The sequence below is a fragment of the Paenibacillus sp. JDR-2 genome (assembly GCF_000023585.1).
Lineage (GTDB): Bacteria > Bacillota > Bacilli > Paenibacillales > Paenibacillaceae > Pristimantibacillus.
Genome location: NC_012914.1, coordinates 4731354 through 4747651, shown reverse-complemented (window position 1 = coordinate 4747651; position 16298 = coordinate 4731354). Strand labels below are relative to the sequence as shown.

The 16298-nt window shown below is 49.8% G+C and carries 15 protein-coding genes and 2 other annotated features; of the genes, 13 read left to right on the top strand and 2 right to left on the bottom strand.

Annotated elements, in window-relative coordinates:
- The first annotated feature begins 44 nt into the window (after positions 1–44).
- From PJDR2_RS20935 to mnmH, 10 genes are all read left to right on the top strand, one after another.
- Positions 45–1730: an ABC transporter substrate-binding protein gene (locus PJDR2_RS20935; protein ID WP_015845723.1), complete on the top strand. Its 1686-nt coding sequence runs from the start codon at positions 45–47 to the stop codon at positions 1728–1730.
- Positions 1731–1751: 21 nt separating this feature from the next.
- Positions 1752–2738: an ABC transporter permease gene (locus PJDR2_RS20930; protein WP_015845722.1), complete on the top strand. Its 987-nt coding sequence runs from the start codon at positions 1752–1754 to the stop codon at positions 2736–2738.
- A gap of 26 nt (positions 2739–2764) precedes the next feature.
- Entirely contained in the window at positions 2765–3619 is an 855-nt protein-coding gene (locus PJDR2_RS20925) for an ABC transporter permease (RefSeq protein WP_015845721.1), read from the top strand.
- Positions 3620–3633: 14 nt separating this feature from the next.
- On the top strand, positions 3634–4629 hold the full coding sequence (locus PJDR2_RS20920; RefSeq protein WP_015845720.1) for an ABC transporter ATP-binding protein: 996 nt from the start codon (positions 3634–3636) through the stop codon (positions 4627–4629).
- The gene (locus PJDR2_RS20915) at positions 4601–5554 is read left to right on the top strand and encodes an ABC transporter ATP-binding protein (RefSeq protein ID WP_015845719.1); all 954 of its coding nucleotides are present in this window, start codon (positions 4601–4603) and stop codon (positions 5552–5554) included. Before PJDR2_RS20920 ends, PJDR2_RS20915 begins: the two co-directional genes overlap by 29 nt.
- 15 nt (positions 5555–5569) lie before the next feature.
- Positions 5570–6874, top strand: a complete 1305-nt coding sequence (locus PJDR2_RS20910) for a sulfatase (RefSeq protein WP_015845718.1) — start codon at positions 5570–5572, stop codon at positions 6872–6874.
- On the top strand, positions 6874–8352 hold the full coding sequence (locus tag PJDR2_RS20905; protein ID WP_015845717.1) for a sulfatase: 1479 nt from the start codon (positions 6874–6876) through the stop codon (positions 8350–8352). Before PJDR2_RS20910 ends, PJDR2_RS20905 begins: the two co-directional genes overlap by 1 nt.
- 40 nt (positions 8353–8392) lie before the next feature.
- Positions 8393–8624, top strand: a binding site (T-box leader).
- 49 nt (positions 8625–8673) lie between these two features.
- The gene (locus tag PJDR2_RS20900) at positions 8674–9207 is read left to right on the top strand and encodes a GNAT family N-acetyltransferase (RefSeq protein WP_015845716.1); all 534 of its coding nucleotides are present in this window, start codon (positions 8674–8676) and stop codon (positions 9205–9207) included.
- An 82-nt stretch (positions 9208–9289) separates the two neighbouring features.
- Positions 9290–10339, top strand: a complete 1050-nt coding sequence (selD, locus tag PJDR2_RS20895) for a selenide, water dikinase SelD (protein WP_015845715.1) — start codon at positions 9290–9292, stop codon at positions 10337–10339.
- A gap of 25 nt (positions 10340–10364) precedes the next feature.
- Positions 10365–11399 (top strand): tRNA 2-selenouridine(34) synthase MnmH, encoded by a 1035-nt coding sequence (gene mnmH / locus PJDR2_RS20890; protein WP_015845714.1) that lies wholly within the window; start codon positions 10365–10367, stop codon positions 11397–11399.
- A gap of 57 nt (positions 11400–11456) precedes the next feature.
- Here mnmH and PJDR2_RS20885 read toward each other — a convergent pair whose 3' ends face one another.
- Positions 11457–11858 (bottom strand): VOC family protein, encoded by a 402-nt coding sequence (locus PJDR2_RS20885; RefSeq protein WP_015845713.1) that lies wholly within the window; start codon positions 11856–11858, stop codon positions 11457–11459.
- A gap of 222 nt (positions 11859–12080) precedes the next feature.
- Here PJDR2_RS20885 and PJDR2_RS20880 point away from each other — a divergent pair, with 222 nt between their 5' ends.
- On the top strand, positions 12081–12557 hold the full coding sequence (locus tag PJDR2_RS20880) for a hypothetical protein (protein WP_015845712.1): 477 nt from the start codon (positions 12081–12083) through the stop codon (positions 12555–12557).
- Positions 12558–12620: 63 nt separating this feature from the next.
- On the opposite strand, the gene PJDR2_RS20875 is transcribed toward PJDR2_RS20880, so the two are convergent.
- On the bottom strand, positions 12621–13115 hold the full coding sequence (locus tag PJDR2_RS20875; RefSeq protein ID WP_015845711.1) for a pyridoxamine 5'-phosphate oxidase family protein: 495 nt from the start codon (positions 13113–13115) through the stop codon (positions 12621–12623).
- 196 nt (positions 13116–13311) lie between these two features.
- Between PJDR2_RS20875 and PJDR2_RS20870 the strand changes: the two genes are divergently transcribed.
- Together PJDR2_RS20870 and PJDR2_RS20865 are read left to right on the top strand one after the other, a co-directional pair.
- Positions 13312–14253 (top strand): glycoside hydrolase family 43 protein, encoded by a 942-nt coding sequence (locus PJDR2_RS20870; RefSeq protein ID WP_015845710.1) that lies wholly within the window; start codon positions 13312–13314, stop codon positions 14251–14253.
- Positions 14254–14283: 30 nt separating this feature from the next.
- Positions 14284–14535 (top strand) — a binding site (T-box leader).
- 61 nt (positions 14536–14596) lie between these two features.
- Positions 14597–16273 (top strand): glutamine--tRNA ligase/YqeY domain fusion protein, encoded by a 1677-nt coding sequence (locus PJDR2_RS20865; RefSeq protein WP_015845709.1) that lies wholly within the window; start codon positions 14597–14599, stop codon positions 16271–16273.
- The last annotated feature ends 25 nt before the right edge of the window (positions 16274–16298 follow it).

Genomic DNA, 16298 nt, shown 5'->3' with positions numbered 1-16298 from the left:
TCACAAGTCTACGACACCATCTTTTCTTGAGGAGGAAGATACAAATGAAGTGGGGTACTAGAAAAACGTCCGTGATCTTATTCAGCGCGTTGGTTGTACTCGTAAGCGTACTCAGCGGTTGCAGCAACTCTGCGTCTCAATCACAGACTGGTACGGAAGGACAGGCGGATACGGCAAGTTCCACGAAACCTGCTACTAAAGGAGAGTCTGTCGTATACCATCTCGGGGAAACGGTAAATCCGGAGCAGGTGACCAACTTTAACCCGTTTCTTGCCACAGGCAACTGGACGCCATTCTTCGATTATGTATTTGATCCTCTATACTATTTCAATCCTGTAAAAGGCGAGCTGGTTCCGCGATTGGCCGAAGGTGAAGGAACTTGGTCCGCGGATAACAAAACGTATACCGTCAAGCTGAATATGAAGGCCAAATGGCAGGATGGAACTGCTTTTTCCATCGACGATGTGCTCTATTCCTTTAATACTTTAAAAGACTACAAAGTGTTGGACCGTTATCAATTATGGGGGGACGGCAGACTGCAGGAAGTGACCGCGCAAGGCAGCGATACGGTTGTGTTCAAATTAAGCAATACCTTCCCATCCTTGCCTTTCTATTTATCAACCGTCTATATCGTGCCGAAGCATCAATACGAAAAAGAAGATCCGTCTCAATTCCTGAACAAACAGCCGATTGGCACGGGACCGTTCCAATTTAAAAGCATAAATGAAAGCGCTATAGTTCTGGACAAGAACGCGGAGTATTTCCTTGGTTCTCCTAACATCGATCAATTATACGTGGACCGGTTTAATAACTCTTCTACGCTAACGCTTGCGTTGGAAAAAGGCGACGTGCAAGGCTCGACCGGAACCGTCGCCATGCCAAGCGTGCCGAAATTGCTTGAAAACCCGGTGAATAAATTGCAAGTGTATCCCGGGTTAAATACGTTCTCCGTCATTATGAATAACGAAAAGCCAGGGCTTAACGACACGGCAGTACGGCGGGCGATCCAAATCGCAATCGATCGCAAGTCTCTGATCGAAAAAGGCGAATCCAACGGCGTATTTCCCGCGAATCCTGGTTTCTTGTCCTCCGTGTTCAGCGACATGGCCGATTCCGGGCTGATTGATAACCCGACTTATGCTTACAACGTCAATGAGGCAACTAAGCTGCTGGAATCCGCGGGCTATAAGAAAAATTCCAAAGGCATCTACCAGAAGGACGGCAAGCCGCTTTCGTTCACCTACCATATGGCTGCCAACGCTCCGGCGCAAAATAAAGAAGGAGCCATGATTACGGAGTGGCTGAAGAGCATCGGCGTGGAAACAACCGTTAAGCTGGTGACATGGCCGGAGCTGACGAAGCTGTTGATGTCGGGGGACTATGAACTGCTGCAGAACGGGATTCAAACACCGCCGGATCCTCAAGCTCAGCTGGAGATTTTCCATAGCAAAATGACGGCGCCAACGGGCGAGAATACGCCGGGTCTCAACTATATGCGCTTCCGGGATTCGGAGGTCGATCAATGGCTGGATGAAGCTTCTTCCGCCGATGCCGGCAAACGAAAAGAGCTCTACGGGAAGATTCAAAGCCGGATTTCCGAACAAGCACCGGTAGCCGTTATGTATAACGTTGGCGGACATATTCCGTACCGTATCGATCAATTCACGGATTACAATGAAGATTTGCCGGTTACATCCGCTCTCTCGCTGATGCAAATCAAGAAGAAGTAATCCGGAGAGGAGACATGTTCAATGCGATACAACTCGGTCTACCTTATCAAAAGAATCGGAATTGCCCTCCTCACGTTATACGTGGCGGCAACCTTGAATTTCTTGCTCCCCAGGCTAATGAAAGGCGATCCGGCGAGCGCTCTTGCGTCGGAGAAGGCTCTGGGATCCCAGGAAGTAGCCAACGCGCTTAAAGTACAATTCGGGCTGGATAACCCCAGCCTCTGGTACCAATACGTAAAGTACATGAAGCAGCTGCTGCACGGAAATCTTGGCGTATCGTACGCCAACTTTCCGTCGCCCGTAGCGGATGTCATGCTGAAGGCATTGCCTTGGACACTCGGAACGGTACTTATAGCAACGCTGCTCAGCTATTTAATCGGATGGCTGATTGGTATTCGGGGCGCATGGAAACCCGGTTCGCTATTCGATAACACTACGTTGTTTTCTTCTTTTTTCCTCAATTCGGTTCCTTTCTTTTGGATCGCCATCATTTTTATTATGATCTTCTCTTTCTATTTGGGGTGGTTCCCGCTAGGGCAGGCGGTAGATCCGGCTTACGACAGTTTCTCCTGGCTGGAAAAAGCAAAGTCCGTCATTTATCATGCCTTCTTGCCTGTATTTACCTTAATTATCGCAACACTGGCGGGACATATCCTCGTCTTGCGCAACAATCTGATGCGCGTGCTGTCGGAGGATTACATGCTTCTGGCCAAAGCCAAAGGGCTTCGCGCAAGCAGAAGGAAGTATATGTACGGCGCAAGGAATGCGCTCCTTCCTTCCTTTACCGGATTGATGACTTCTCTCGGACATGTCATTGGCGGGGCGATCACGACGGAGATTGTATTCTCTTATCCCGGCGTGGGGCTGGTTACCTTCAATGCGATACTGAATCATGATTTTCCGTTGATCCAGGGAGCGTTCTTGTGTATTGCCATTTCGGTTATCGTCTGCAATCTGATCGCCGATCTAGTCTATCCGCTGATTGATCCCCGAGTGGCGCTCAATTAACTGGCATTGGAGGCTGACAACCAACTATGAAAAAAATAATGAAGGCAAGCTGGTTCGCTTTTCCCGGCATAAAAGGAAAAACGGGACTCATTATTCTATTGTTTTTTACAGGAGTCGCGTTGTTTGGTACCTGGATTGCTCCGTATCAAAAGAACTTTATCGGCTTTGACTCCTGGCTTCCGCCGTCTTTCAGCCATTGGCTTGGCACGGACAGCTACGGACAGGATGTCTTGAGCCAAATGATTTACGGAACGCGGACTTCATTCTGGGTCGGAATACTTGCCGGCTTAATCACCACGGTAATCGGCGTAACGGTTGGTATCGTTGCCGGATTTAAAGGCGGCTGGATCGAAGAATCGCTGATGCGGATCGTGGATCTGTTTCTGATTATCCCTACGCTCGCGCTTATGATTATTCTCGCTTCTTTCCTGCCGTCTATGGGGACAATGAGCACAATCGTGATTATAGGTTCGTTAAGCTGGCTCTATATGGGGCGAAGCATCCGAAGCCAAACGATGAGCGAAAGGCAGAGCGGATACGTAGAAGCTGCCCGGATGGTTGGGATGAAGGATTCGGAAATTATGTTCCGCGAAATTCTGCCTAATATTACCCCCGTCATACTGGCCAATCTGGTGCTTGTTACGACGCAAGCCGTATTGGCGGAAGCGGGACTAAGCTTTCTCGGACTAGGCGACCCGACCAATGTGAGCTGGGGTACGATATTGGCGCTTGCTAACGCGAATAATGCCGTATTATTCCATGCCTGGTGGTGGATTCTTCCTCCCGGACTCGCGATCGCTTTCTTCTGCTTCGGATTTATCTTAATCGGCAACGGCATCTTGGAAAAATATCGGGCGAATCGCGGAAACGCAGCCTTGTAGAAGGAGGAATTAGGTTGGCTGATTTACTCCAGGTCCGTAATCTAAGCATCGAGTACGCATCAGCGCGCGGGGTTGTAAGAGCAGTGGACGATGTCAGCTTCTCGATTGGAAAAGGGGAGATCTTTGGTCTTGCCGGCGAATCCGGCTGCGGCAAATCAACAACGGCTTTCGGCGTAAGCAGGCTGCTTCGCTACCCGGCTCAAATTACGGGGGGAAGCGTGTTGCTGGACGGAACGGAATTAACGACGATGAGTAACGAGGAATTCGACCGGCTGCGGTGGTCCAAGATATCTATTGTTCTTCAAAGCGCGATGAATAATTTGAATCCCGTTCTAAAAATATGCGATCAGTTGACGGATGCGATTTTGGCGCATGATCCTCATGCCGGCAAGGAAGCCCGCCAAAGAGCGGAACAATTAATGCGGCTCGTGGATCTGCCGGTTGACCGGCTGGACAGCTATCCGCATGAGTTGTCGGGCGGGATGCGGCAGCGGGTCGTCATTGCCATGGCGCTAGCCCTGAAGCCAAGCCTCGTTATTATGGACGAACCAACAACCGCGCTTGACGTTGTTGTTCAAAACGGCATAATCCGTAAAATTATGGAGCTTCAAAAAAAGTTTGGCTTCTCCATTCTTTTTATTACGCATGATCTCCCACTCATGCTGGAAATGTGCGATAGAATCGGCATTATGTACGCAGGCAAGCTGGTTGAGGTGACTTCAAGAGAACAAATATTGCGGAAGCCTCGCCATCCTTATACGCAGGGCTTGCTTAGTTCCTTCCCGTCGTTGTCAGGTCCCAAGCAAAGGCTCTCCGGCATTCCCGGCAATCCGCCGGACATGATCCGGCCGCCTGCGGGCTGCCGTTTTTGTTCCCGCTGCACGCAGGCGCTCGCGTTGTGCGACACTCAGCAGCCGATGTTAATGCAGGATGAGAAGGGACAGATTGCCTGCCATCTTTATTCCGAGGAGGGGTTATCACGTGAGCAAGCCTCTGCTGCATGTGAATGAGCTGGAGAAGGTATTCAGCTCCCGCTCGATGTTCCGCAAGAAACAGGTTCGTGCGGTTCAGGACGTCAGTTTTACATTAGAAGCCGGGGAAGTACTAGCGATTGTTGGGGAATCCGGCAGCGGCAAGAGCACCGTCGCCCGCATGCTTACCAATCTCATCCCGGCAACATCCGGCGATATCGTGTATAACGGGGAATCCTTGCGTACAAACAGGCAGCTGCGCAAGAAGCTGCCTACCTTTGTGCAAATGATTTTCCAGGACCCTTTCGCCGCCTTAAATCCTCACCATACAATCGGTTATATTATAGGCCGTCCGCTGCAGGTGCATCGGTTAACGCAAGGAGATTTACGGAGCCGTGTGCTGGAGCTGCTGAGAAAGGTAGGTCTTACTCCGGAAGAAGACTATATCGATAAATACCCCTATCAGTTATCGGGTGGGCAGAAGCAGCGCGTTGTGATTGCCAAGGTGCTCGGGCTAGCGCCGAAGGTCATTATTGCTGACGAACCAACATCGATGCTTGATGTTTCCATCGGAATCGACATTATGAATTTGCTGCTGGATTTGAAGGAGAAGGAGAACCTGGCTTTGATGATGATCACCCATAATCTGGGCAGTGCCAGATATATGGCTGATCGGATTGCGGTTATGTATGCCGGGCAAGTGATGGAGTACGGACCAGCCGAGGAGCTTATCCAGAATCCGCAGCATCCCTATACGAAGCTGCTGCTGTATTCTTCTCCCGATCCGTGGAGAGAGCAGACGGAAGTCTTCGAAGCGATGGAAGCGCAGGTGCAGGATGTTTCCGGCGCCTGCTGCAGCTTTCATAACCGATGCCCGTTCGCGACTGACATTTGCAGGACCAAGCCGGCCGCTATCGCGCAACTGGAAAACGGACATCAGGTGCGATGTCATCTTTATGCATAAATGGAGGCAGATTCTATGAAACGACCTAATATAATTGTATTTTATTGCGATGATTTGGGGTATGGAGACTTGGGCTGCTATGGCTCCGATGCCATGAAAACGCCGCATCTCGACCAGTTGGCCAGCGAGGGGATCCGATTCACGAATTGGTACTCCAATTCGCCGGTCTGCTCGCCATCCCGGGCATCGCTGTTGACGGGCAAATACCCGGCGAAAGCGGGAGTTACCTCTATTCTTGGCGGCAAGAGAGGAACGAAGGGGCTTTCGCTAGAGCAGACAACGCTGGCGTCAGCCTTGAAAGAACACGGCTATCACACGGCATTGTTCGGGAAATGGCATTTGGGCGCATCGGCAGAATACGGACCAAATGCACACGGGTTTGACCAGTTTTACGGGTTTCGTGCAGGCTGCATTGATTATTACTCCCATATTTTTTACTGGGGGCAGGGCGGGGGCGTAAATCCTGTTCATGACTTGTGGCGGAACGAGACGGAGGTATGGGAAAACGGCGAGTATATGACGGAAGCCATTACGAGAGAAGCAACGTCTTATATCGATGCCGCACCCGATGATGAGCCTTATTTTATGTACGTCGCTTATAATGCGCCGCATTACCCGATGCACGCGCCAAAAGCTTACTTGGACCGTTTTCCGGATCTGCCCCCCGACCGGAGAATTATGGCCGCGATGATTGCGGCCGTTGACGACGGAGTAGGCGAGATCGTGAAGGCGTTGAAGCAAAAAGGCGCTTACGAAGATACGATTATTTTCTTCTCCAGCGATAACGGTCCTTCCACGGAATCCCGCAATTGGCTGGACGGCACGGAGGATTTGTATTACGGAGGCAGTGCCGGACGTTTCCGCGGCCATAAAGCAAGCCTGTTCGAAGGCGGCATCCGTGAACCGGCTATTCTTAGCTATCCGGCTGGACTTGCGGAGCAGCAAGGGCAAATATCGGACGAAATGTTTGCTATGATGGATATTTTTCCGACGATGCTCGAGCTGTCCGGAATTGGGACGGAAGGATACAGCCTGGACGGTCATAGCGTATTTGATGCTTTAAGCGGAAATGCTTTGAGCCCTCGCAAGCAGCTATTTTGGGAGTACGAGGGCCAATTGGCGGTCCGCGAAGGCAAGTGGAAGCTTGTGCTTAACGGTAAGCTTGACTTCAGCCGTACGGAAGCCGATGCCGTTCACTTGTCCGATCTGGAACAGGACAGCAGCGAGCGGATCAATCTTGTCAAGCAATATCCGGAAATTGCTCAAAGGCTGGAGAGGGATGTCCGGCAGTGGTACCAATCCCTTCAAGAGGAGGCGTAATGGCATTGAAAGCGATTATTGTCATGTTCGATTCCCTGAACCGGCATATGCTTCCCCCTTACGGCGGTGATTGGACGCAAGCTCCTAACTTCAGCCGGTTGGCCGAGCGAAGCGTGACCTATGATAATCATTGGGTGGGGAGTATGCCGTGCATGCCTGCGAGGCGCGATTTATTGACGGGCAGATACAACTTTTTGCATCGAAGCTGGGGACCGCTCGAGCCGTTTGATGATTCCCTTCCAGCTTTGCTGCGTGCCAATAAGGTCTATTCGCATTTGGTCAGCGACCACTATCATTATTGGGAGCCCGGGGGAGCAACCTACCATAGTCAATATACAACCTGGGATTTCGTGCGCGGGCAGGAGGGAGATCCTTGGAAAGGGGAAGTTGCGGATCCGGAAATTCCCGAGCATGTGGGGGATTTCAATGGATACCGGAGCCACTTGTTCCGCCAGGATTGGATTAACCGCAAATACATGACGGAGGAACATCAGCATCCGATGTCCGAGACCTTCTCCAGAGGGATCGAGTTCATCCGGACGAATCGGAGGGAGGACAGATGGCTGCTGCAAATCGAAGCCTTTGATCCGCATGAGCCGTTTTTTGCTCCGCAAAAGTACAAAGACATGTATCCGCATGATTATACGGGAAGGCATTTCGATTGGCCGGGTTACCAGCCCGTTCAGGAAACGAGGGAAGAGGTTGAGCATTGCAAATTCGAGTATGCGGCGCTGCTCAGCATGTGCGATACCTACCTCGGAAAGGTTATGGATGCCATGGACGAATGCGATCTATGGCAGGATACGATGCTGATCGTGACGACCGATCATGGTTTACTGCTTGGCGAGCATGACTGGTGGGCCAAAAATATCATGCCCTTTTATAACGAGATTGCCAAGACACCGTTATTTGTATGGGATCCCCGTGATAAGAGGAAAAACGAACGATGCGGCGGCTTAACTCAGTTGATAGATTTGGCCCCGACTCTTCTGGAGTATTTTGGAGCAGATGTGCCAAAAGATATGGTTGGAGTTCCTTTGCCCTCCGTCACGGAGAAGGAGCAGCGAGAAGCTGTTTTGTTCGGCATACATGGCGGGCATGTCAATTGTACCGACGGCGGATATGTTTATATGCGTGCTCCGGTACGCCCGGATAACTCACCGTTATTCAACTATACATTGATGCCGACTCACATGGCTTCGTTGTTTAGCGTAGAGGAATTGAGGGAAATCGAGCTTGCGGATCCTTTCTTGTTTACGAAAGGGGTTCGAACGTTAAAAATACCGTCCATCTCGTATATTCCGGCCCATCGCTTCGGAACGTTACTGTATGATTTGGAGAATGATCCGGAGCAAAAACATCCGATTCAGGATAGCGTCATTGAAAAACAGATGATCGAACATTTGATTCGGATTATGGCTCTTCACGATGCTCCGCCGGAACAATATGAGAGATTAGGCCTGGAAAATAGCAATTGACAGAATATTCCTTCTGTTTTATAGTGTAGCTAATTCATAGCGAAATGCGATGACGAGGACAAGTAAATCCGGAAAATACCGATCAGTGAACTGCCGGTTGGTGCGAGGCAGCAGGGAGCCGGATTGAATAATCACCTCCGAGCAGGCCATCGAACTTCAAGTAGACTGGCCCGGGATTCAGCCGTTACAAAGAAGCATCGTTGGTGGACGATGGCGAAGAGGACGTTTTTACGTCAATTTGGGTGGTAACGCGGAGCAGCTCCGTCCCTTATGGGGATGGGGCTTTTTTGCGTTCTATAATTTAAAGCTGGAGGGATTTGTATGTTACATGCACTTGTATCGTCACGCTTAACATTAAGGCCGCTTGAACTGGCAGATGGTGAATTCATCGAACGATTAGCCGGAGACAAGGACGTAGCGGACACAACGCTTAATATGCCTCATCCCTACCCGGCAGGAGCAGCAGCCGCTTTTATTCAAAAAAGGCATGAAGCTGCGGCAAGAGGCGAGGGATATTCTTTTGCCGTAATATTGACGGAAACAGGCGCTTTCCTTGGCGTTGTTGGGCTGCACGTTAATAAGACCCACCATATGGCGGAATTGGCTTATTGGATTGGCAAGCCTTATTGGAGCAACGGATATTGTTCGGAAGCTGCCGCACGAGTGGTACAATTTGCGTTTGACGAATTGGAATTAAACCGGGTGTATGCGGCCGCTATGACCCGGAATCCGGCATCGTATAGAGTTATGGAGAAGATCGGCATGAAATTCGAAGGAGTTCTGCGGAATCATATCCGAAAGGAAGATACGTACGAGGATTTGAGGTACTACGGACTTCTTAGGACGGACAATTAGATTTTGTCCGCCTAATCCTTTATCATTATTTTGTATGGTTAGCTTTATAAAACATTTCTTAATATAGAGAGGATACGAGCCAATGCCCGATACTGAAAAAATCAAACTGACTTCCTACTCCACGAAAGGCGGCTGCGGCTGCAAGATTGGTCCCGGAGACCTGTCGCAAGTTATCCGTTCCCTGCCTGTACCCGTGGCGGATCCCAATCTTCTGGTCGGCATCGATACGAGCGATGATGCAGGCGTATACAAAATAAGCGATGATCTTGCGCTGGTGCAAACCGTCGATTTCTTTACTCCTATCGTCGACGATCCGTATTCATTCGGACAGGTAGCCGCGGCCAATGCGATCAGCGATATTTACGCAATGGGCGGCAAGCCGCTGACCGCGCTGAACATTGTTGCATTCCCGATCAAGACGCTGGACAAGCAGGTACTGGCGGATATTTTGCGCGGTGCGGGCGATAAGATGAAGGAAGCGGGTATTACCCTCGTTGGCGGCCATTCCATAGACGATAACGAGCCGAAGTTTGGCCTCGCCGTTACAGGCCTCATTCACCCGAACAAAGTAAGAACCAATGCGGGTTCGGTTCCCGGAGATAAGCTTATTCTGACCAAACCGATTGGCGTAGGCATTCTTACGACCTCCATCAAAAAAGACAAGCTGTCGGATGAAGAGGTTCAGCGCGTGACGGATGTGATGGCTACGCTGAACAAGACTGCGGCTGAAACAATGGAGCCGTATAATGTGCATGCGTGCACGGACGTAACCGGGTTTGGCCTGATTGGTCACTCGCTTGAGATGGCAAAAGGCAGCGGCGTCGGAATCCGCATCCATGCGAATGAAGTGCCGGTGCTGCCGCGCGTAAGAGAGCTGGCGGAGGAAGGTTTTGTTCCCGGAGGAACCAAAAACAATTTTGCCCATGTACAGGATTCGATTACCTTCCCGGACGCGCTGGATCAGATCGGTCAATGGATCTTATGCGATGCGGTCACGTCCGGAGGATTGCTTATCTCCGTGGAAGGCGACCAAGCAGAGGAACTGCTAGGCAAGCTGAAGCAATCCGGTGTGGAAGCGGCCATTATCGGAGAGACGGTTGCCGACCATCCGGGACGTATTGTTGTACTGTAGCTTGATCGAATAAGGAGCGGTTAACTTGTTTCAAGACATCACCATAGAGGAATTGCTGGCATTACGGGATAAAAAAGAAATCGTTATGATCGACGTGCGTTCTCCTTCGGAGTACGCCGATTCCACCATTCCGGGCAGCCTGAATATTCCGCTCTTCGACGATTCGGAGCGGGCGGAAGTAGGCACGATTTACAAGAAGGTCAGCGTCCAGGCGGCCAAGGACCGGGGACTTGAGTTATTTTCGGCCAAGCTGCCGGCATTCATTAAATCCTTCGAGCAGATCAAAGATTCCAAAGCCGTATTCTGCTGGCGCGGCGGCATGCGAAGCAAGACGACGGCTACGGTGCTGTCGCTGATGGGGATCCGGGCTTACCGGCTTACCGGGGGCTTCCGAACCTACCGGAAGTGGATTGTAGAAACACTTGAGCATCTCGAGCTCAAGCCGCAGGCGATTGTGCTGCAGGGCCATACGGGAACAGGAAAAACGACGATATTGCGCGAGCTTCAAGAGGAAGGTTATCCTGTTCTTGATTTGGAAGGCATGGCGGGTCATCGAGGTTCAATCTTTGGTCAGGTCGGGCAGAAGGCGAATAATCAGAAGACGTTCGAAGCTTTATTAGTGACGGATCTGCTGAAGCTGCAGGAATCTCCATACGTGCTGATGGAGGGGGAGAGCAAACGGATCGGCAAAGCCGTGCTGCCTCCATTCCTAATTGAGAAGAAAGAAGCCGGGAAGCAGCTCTTTATCCGGCTGCCGCTAGAAGAACGGGTCCGGCATATTGTGGAGGACTACAATCCGTATGAGAACAAGCAGGAACTGATTGCCGCGTTTAAGCAGATCGAGAAGCGGATGCATACGCCGATTGCCGCGCAGATCATGCAAGCTTTAACCGAAGACCAGTTCGAGCTTGCTGTCCGCTTGCTGCTGGAGCATTACTACGATCCCCGTTACGAGCATTCGATGATGCAGTATTTGCAGGAGAGAGTCGAGATTGAAGCGGGTACGATAGCGGAAGCCGTGCAAAAGGTGAAAGCTTATCTGGCTGCCTCTTCGAAATAAGAAGTAAAAAGGAGGGGCCATCCCGCAAGGCACAAGGGATGGCCTTTTTCATGTGCATTAAGCTTGAGGCGTTGTTGTAATCATCCATCTCAAGCCGAATTTGTCCTCGAGTTGTCCGAATAAAGCTCCCCAGAAAGCCGGCTCCAGCGGACAAGTCACTTTACCGTTTTCCGCCAGCTTATCGAAGGCATCACGCGCTTCAGCTTCATCGGAATATTCCAGACTCAGATTAATCGCATTCCCTTGTCTAAGCGGCTCAAATACGGAGTCCGACATGAGAAAGGTAATGCCTGCCGCAGTCATGCTGAGATTAACAACCCTGTCCTTTAGCTCTTCATTGGATTCTGGAAGCTGACCGTGAGTGACAACGGATAATATTTCCCCGCCGAGTGCCTGAACATAAAAAGCCGCTTGTGCTTTTGCGTCTTCCGATAGGATATAAGCCGTAAGTTTTGCCATTTGAATATAACATCCTTCCATCGCTTGGTTTAGACTGCTTTCTTCAGCCTCTATGAAGACAACGAACGAGGGATGTTCAAATCGACAAGCGTTCTTCATTTTTATGATAATATTTTTGGCGAGCCGGGTACTACAAAAGTTAGAACTTACAGTCGGTTTGCTCCTAAGTTATGATGCTGGTAATTTCATACTGCTTTATACGGCAGGAAAAGGGGAAAAACGATGCATCCAGCTTTGGGCCAAGTATTCATGAGAAAAATCATAAGCGCCGGCATAACCGCTTTCTTATTTACGATTATTTTCGCCATTTTGGAGCCGGATTTATTTCACATCCACAATAACCTTTCAATAGGAGCGAGATTGCATGAGGCCTTTGGAGTTCTATTCGTATATATGATGTACGCCGGTCCTGTCATTTACGTGTACGGATCGATGACATCACTGCTCAGTGAGATTACTGCGCGATTTGTTGCTCCAAGACGTTGGGTTCAATTGACGGTCTCCGCCGTGTTTCATTGCGTTTTTGGGCTTATTCTTTATCAAGTCAGCTTATTAGCGGCGGCTCTTTTTTACTTGTCGGATACGGTCTTTTCATTCATCCGGAAAAAGCCGTTGACTCCCAATGTAACGGTTGCAAGCGTGCTCCTTCCTCTTGGCTTGTGGCTCGCGAGTTGGATTTATATTCGCATATCGGGCTAAGAAAAAAGCCTCATGCCGCAAGCCCGTTTCGTTTCCCGAAGCGTGTTTGTGCATGAGGCCGTGTTAATTCATTTCCACGGTTTGATTGAGCTCTGTTCCTTCCGTATTTTTACCCATCAACCGATTGAACAGAAACTTCACCATCTTGAACTTATTTCCGGAATCCCAATACTCGGCGGCTTCGGCATCTACCTTGATTAGAACAAGGCTTGGATCGTCATAGGTCGTCTCCAATATTTCCTCGTAGGCTTTATTCCAGAATTCCTTTATTTTGTCGGTGCTGTCGACAAGCTCCGCTACGCCGCGAATGGAGACAAAGGATTTGTCCGCATAGGCTACGTTCACTTGCTTGTTCTGAAGCAGTTCATGAAATTTGTCCGTATCCTTCTTCGTAAGAAACCACAAGCTGCCGTCAAAATCGACATCCTGCGTCTTCATCGGGCGTGATACAAGGCCTTCCTCCGACACCGTTGTCAGCATCGCGATTTTGATATCCTTAATCAGTTCCCTTATCTTCTCGATGGCTTCCTGGTTATTTGAATTTGCATGCATTCCCATCACCCCGTCCTAAGTTTTATGTATCGATATAGTATTACACAAGGAATGGTCCAGCTAATCAGTTATCAATCTCGAAAAGCACGATAGATCAGTTTTTAGCTGTGATACTTTATTGTTTGCCGAATGAGCGGGTGATTATAATCAAGTTAAAATCAGAAGATTGTCTCATGGGCATCGGGAGGAGCACTTGATACTAATGGAAGCTTATCTATTCGTGCATTTTAAGGAAAAGAAGACGCCTGACGGCGAGCAGGTTTATTTTGCGCTTAGCAAGGACGGCTTTAACTGGGAGCAGGTGAACGGTGGGCAGCCGGTTCTTTGGAGCGAAAAAGGAGATAAGGGAGTCCGGGACCATACCATCGTGCGGACCAGCTACGGCAAATTTTATATCATTGCCACTGATCTGAGCCTCGCAAATCATTTTGAAGGCAAGTATCAGGGAAGCTGGGAGAACATTACCCGTGAGGGAAGCAAATGCCTATCCTTCTGGGAGTCGGATGATCTTCTGAACTGGTCGGAGCAAAAGCTGATTGAATTAGGAGATGAGAACTTCGGTTGTCTATGGGCTCCGGATGTGATCTACGATCAGCAGGAAGAAAATTACGTTCTTCACTGGTCTTCCTCCCATGCTTCCAATAACTTTGGACAAAAAGGGATTTATTACTCCCGTACCAAGGATTTTGAGAGCTTCACCAAACCGCGGCTGATGTATCAGAAGGAAGACAGCGGAGTTATTGATTCGGCGATTTACGAGGATAACGGCAAGTTCTACCGGTTCGTGAAGAGTGAAGGTAACCCTCACGGAGTGATTCTGCAGGCTGGGGAATCGTTGACGGGGGAATATACGACCGTCGAGGCTTTTAACGAAGAGATGGCAAAGCTCGGCAGCAGCGCTTATGAAGCGCCTACCGCTTATAAGCTTAGCAACGGAAAATGGTGCCTGATGCTGGATTACTTTGGCGTCGCAGGCGAAGGCCAGGGCTACGTTCCTTTTATCGCGGACGAGTTTGAGAGCGGGCGCTTTATCCGTTCCGACGAAAGCTTCAGCTTCCCTTACCGGTTTAAGCATGGCACGGTGCTTTCCATTACGATGGAGGAGTATAGCCGAATAAAAAACGGTTTGCCGTTTACAAATTAGGGAATTATTCGTATTATAATAAACAATTATGGAAATGCGATGACGAGAAGAGTAAGGGAATAACGTTCTCAAACAGAGAGCTCCGGAAGCTGAGAAGGAGCGGAGAACCATTCCACGAAACAAGCCTCTGAGCAGCATGACGGATCCTTACGGGTGATGGCATGACGGGAGCTCCCGTTACAGAGCTAGAGTATAACCATTGCATGCAATGCCGTACTTGAAGAGGTTAATATGGCGACATATTAACAAACTGGGGTGGCACCGCGGAACTTCGTCCCCAAGACTTAACGTCTTGGGGGTGGAGTTTTTTTTGTTTCACAATACTTTGTAGGAGGGATTGGGAATGGACAATTCCAAGGAACATTTAGCGGAGCATCACATGTTTAGACTTATTAGCGAAGAGCTTGAACGGAAGCCGTTCAGCAGGGAAATGCGCACGAGATTCCCTCCCGAACCTAATGGTTATCTCCATATCGGGAGTGCTTACGCGATTCTTACGAACGCTATGATTGCGCAAAATTTCGGCGGTACCTTTCATCTGCGGTTCGACGATACCAATCCGTTAAAAGAAGATATCGAATACGTTAACGCGATCATCGAGGATATTAAGTGGCTTGGCGTAAATCCGAAAGAACACATCTATTACGGCTCCGATTATGCGGAGAAAATCTTCGATGCAGCCATTACCCTCATTAAGAAAGGCAAAGCATTCGTATGCGATCTGACGCCTGACGAATTAACGGAGTACCGCGGAACTTTAACGGAGCCGGGAAGAAACAGTCCTTACCGCGGACGCTCGGCGGAGGAAAATCTGGAACTTTTCGCAAAGATGAAAAACGGAGCATTTCCGGCCGGCTCCAAAGTATTACGCGCGAAAATAAATATGGCATCCCCCAATATCAATCTGCGTGATCCGGTTCTTTACCGTATCCTTTACGCCGAGCATTATCGGACAAAACGCGACTGGTGCATCTATCCCATGTATGATTTTGCCCATCCGATTCAAGACGCGATTGAAGGGATTACCTACTCGCTCTGCTCGATTGAATTCAAGGATCATCGGCCGTTGTACGAATGGGTTCTGAATGAGCTGGAGATTGCTGAGCCACCGCGGCAAAGGGAATTTGGTCGATTGAGCTTAACCGGTGTTGTCACGAGCAAGCGGTTTTTAAGACAGCTGGTGGAAGGCGGCTTCGTGGACGGATGGGATGATCCCAGACTGCCTACTCTTCGCGGCTTAAGACGCAGGGGTTATACGCCGGAGAGCATCCATGATTTTATTGAAGAAATTGGGAGTATCCGCAATCAAAGCACCGTGGACATTTCGCTCCTGGATCATTTCGTCCGGCAAGACCTTAAGGAGAAAGCGGCAAGCGTTATGGCTGTTTTGGAGCCTTTAAAGGTCACCATTACGAACTACCCGGAAGAGGCGGAAGAAATGCTGCTGGTCGAAAATAACGGTGAAAACGTAGCGCTGGGCACACGGGAGGTCCCGTTCTCCAGAACCATTTATATCGAGCGGGAAGACTTTATGGAGGAGCCGCCAAAAGGCTATCACCGGCTTCGTCCGGGCGGGGAAGTAAGGCTGAAGGGAGCTTATTTTATCCGATGCGAAGAGGTTGTTAAGGATCCTGTTTCCGGTGAAATCATGGAATTGCGATGCACGTACGATCCGCTTACGAAGAGCGGCTCAGGTTTTACCGGGCGTAAAGTGAAAGGGACGATTCATTGGGTCTCGGCAGCGCATGGCATTCGGGCGGATGTTAATCTATACGATCAATTGCTTCTGGACGAGGAGCTGCCGAAGGATGGAGAGGATTGGACATCCAAAATAAATCCCGATTCCTTGGTTAAGAAACAGATCCTTATTGAAGTACATGTTAAGCATGCCGGTCCCGAGCAAAAATTCCAGTTCCTGCGCCATGGGTATTTCTCCGTCGACACGAAACCACGTACGGATGATCAACTGGTATTCAACCGGGTTGTACCGCTCAAGGACAGCTGGAAAAGACCGAACTAACAACGGGAAGGAAGCCAATTACAAG